Here is a 2530-nt window from a genome sequence, read left to right as displayed (position 1 = left end):
GGCCGGGACTCGGGGGCGACGGGCGTTGCGGGCCGACCGGGAGGTTCGGCCGGTCAGGCCCCCGCGCCGGACATGCGGCGCCGGCGGGCGATGAACACGCCGCCGCCCAGGGCCGCCGCCGCGACGAGCGAGCCGCCGACGGCCATCTCCGTGGAGGTCGGCGCGAGCGAGCCGCCAAGGCCGCCCGCGGCGCCCTGGCCGGCCAGCACGCGGAACTGCCCGGTGAGCGTCCGGCCGTTGATGCACTGGGCGGTCACGGTGTACGTGCCGGGCGTGGCGTTGTTGAAGATCCGGACGGTGGCGGTGGAGAACCCGTTGGTGAGGCCGGAGAGGGTGGCGGCCGTGAAGGCCGGGGACGAGACCGTACCCCCGGCGCAGTCCCTGGTGGTGATCGTGAGGAGCCCGCCCTGATGGACCGCGAAGGGGGAGACGGTGACAGCGTTGTGGTTGTTGTCGCCGCCCCTGGGGGCCTGGAAGGAGCCGACGGTCACGCTGCTGGGCCCGTTGGTGGCGGTGGCGAGGGGGGCCGCGAGCCCGAGCGCGGCGAACGCGGTCGCCGTCACCGCCAGAGTGCGTGCAGCACGCATGGTTGAACCTCCACTGGAAGGCGCCCCAAAGCGGTGCTCCGGGAGATTCGACGAGTACGCCTTCCATGACGAACCATCACAAGCCGGAAGCAGGCGCGCATGTCGGCGCTGGGCCACCCCGGTGAGTGCCGGAAGCGGCCGAATGGGGGGTGGATCTGATGGATCCGCAGGTCACACGAGGTCGGCGCGATGATCTGACGATTACTCGGATGGATGATCATCCCGTCACCCGCACGGCCACCGTCCCGCGCCGCCACCGCGCCGGTCCCGGCCCTTCCTGCGGGCCCGCGCCCGCGCGCCCGCCACCCGTTCGCACGCGCTCGGATCGCGGGGCGGCGCACGCGCCCTTACCGTTCCCGTGACGCCGTCGAGGGAGACCCGAGAACCATGAGTCCCAAGGACTTCAGCCTCTTCGAAGCCGCCAGGAGACGCCAGCCCTGGGGCGCCCTGGCTCTCGTCATGCTGTCCGGAGTGGCGATAATGCGCAACGGGGTCGGCTTCGAGTCCGGCCCGCCGCAGCCCACCGCCGCCGCGCGCCCGGTCTCCCGGCCGGCCGCCCCGGCGCCCACGACCGCCTCCGGCCTGGAGGCGCTGCCGTTCGCCCCGGCCTCCCGGATCCGGATCCCGGCGATCAACGTGGCGGCCCCCATCGTCGACGTGGGTCTGGACGACAACGGCTGGATCGCCGCCCCGCCGCCCCAGGACGCCAACCTCGCCGGCTGGTACCAGAACGGCATCGCGCCCGGCCAGCGCGGCACCTCCGTCGTCGTCGGCCATGTCGACAACATGGCCGGACCCGCGGTCTTCTACGGCCTCGGCTCGCTGCAGCGGGGCCAGCACATCGAGGTCGAGCGGTACGACGGCCGGGTGGCCGTCTTCGAGATCTACGGGGTCGAGGTCTACGCGAAGAACGACTTCCCCGGCGTCCAGGTGTACGCGGACACCGGCGAGCCCGAACTGCGCGTGATCACCTGCGGCGGCGGCTACACCCGGGCGCACGGCTACGACGGCAACGTCGTCGTCTACGCCCGGCTGGTCGACTCGCGGTAGCGGACCCGTGCGAGGGCCCCGGCACCCAGGTGGTGCCGGGGCCCTTCACGTACGCCCGCCCCCTACCGCTCAGCGGCGCGGGACGGTGATGCTGTAGCCCGCGTCGAGGAGTTCGGGCAGATAGCGCTTGAGCGCGGCGACGCTGTGGGAGCGGTTGCCGCCGGCGTCGTGGTTGAGCACGACGACGCCGGGAGCGGCGCCGTCCAGGACCCGGCGGACGATGGTGTCGGTGGGTGGTTCGGTCCAGTCCATGGTGTCGACGGTCCAGGCGAGCGGTTCCATGCCGAGTTCGGCGCCGATCTCGAACGACAGCTTGTTCCAGGCCCCGTAGGGCGCCCGGTACCAGAGCGGCGGGGCGCCCAGGGCCCGTTCGATGACCTCGCTCGTGGAGCCCAGTTCCTGGCGGATGCGGGAGGGCCGCAGCTTGGGCACCAGGGGGTGGGTCCAGGTGTGGTTGCCGACGATGTGGCCGTCGTCGGCCATCTCCTTGAGCAGGTCCTGGTTGTCGACCGCCATCTCGCCGCAGACGAAGAACATCGCCCGGCAGCCGTAGCGGCGCAGGGTGGCGAGGATGTCCGGGGTGTAGCGCGGATCGGGGCCGTCGTCGAAGGTGAGCACCATCGACCGCCCGACGCCGGTGAGATGGAGGAAGGGCCGGGTCCGCACTGGCGGCAGGGCCCGCCGGAAGGCGGGCGGGGCGTAGCCGGTCATGGGCTGGAGCCTATACGCGGCGGGCCGCAGTCGGGCAGCCTTCGCGCGGGCCCGGGCCTCGGCCTGGGCCTGCGGGCCGCGGGCGCCGGGTGTGGTGCGCGCGGACGGCGAGGTGGCCGGCCCGGCCGGGCCGGCGCCCGGGGCGGGGGGGGTTCGGGAGAGCACACGGCGGTAGACCAGTC

3 protein-coding genes are annotated in these 2530 nt (G+C 73.4%); 1 reads left to right on the top strand and 2 read right to left on the bottom strand.

Annotation, left to right across the window (positions count from 1 at the left end):
• Positions 1 to 53: 53 nt before the first annotated feature.
• Complete coding sequence (locus tag ACWEV0_RS35840) at positions 54 to 587, bottom strand: hypothetical protein (RefSeq protein WP_451611496.1); 534 nt, start codon at positions 585 to 587, stop codon at positions 54 to 56.
• Positions 588 to 974: 387 nt separating this feature from the next.
• Here ACWEV0_RS35840 and ACWEV0_RS35835 point away from each other — a divergent pair, with 387 nt between their 5' ends.
• Complete coding sequence (locus ACWEV0_RS35835; protein WP_453153993.1) at positions 975 to 1637, top strand: class F sortase; 663 nt, start codon at positions 975 to 977, stop codon at positions 1635 to 1637.
• Positions 1638 to 1706: 69 nt separating this feature from the next.
• Here the strand turns inward: ACWEV0_RS35835 and ACWEV0_RS35830 are convergent, their stop codons facing one another.
• A complete protein-coding gene (locus ACWEV0_RS35830; protein WP_453153992.1) occupies positions 1707 to 2528 on the bottom strand; it encodes a polysaccharide deacetylase family protein in 822 nt (273 codons plus the stop codon).
• Between the last annotated feature and the right edge of the window lie 2 nt (positions 2529 to 2530).

It is taken from the genome of Streptomyces sp. NPDC003943 (assembly GCF_053605265.1).
The sequence above is the reverse complement of the archived record's forward strand: the minus strand, read 5'-3'. Positions and strand labels throughout refer to the sequence as shown.

Bases quoted from the DNA above. Each gene is read 5' to 3' on its own strand.
- ACWEV0_RS35840 (WP_451611496.1), bottom strand. From the start codon at position 587: ATGCGTGCTGCACGCACTCTGGCGGTGACGGCGACCGCGTTCGCCGCG.
- ACWEV0_RS35835 (WP_453153993.1), top strand. From the start codon at position 975: ATGAGTCCCAAGGACTTCAGCCTCTTCGAAGCCGCCAGGAGACGCCAG.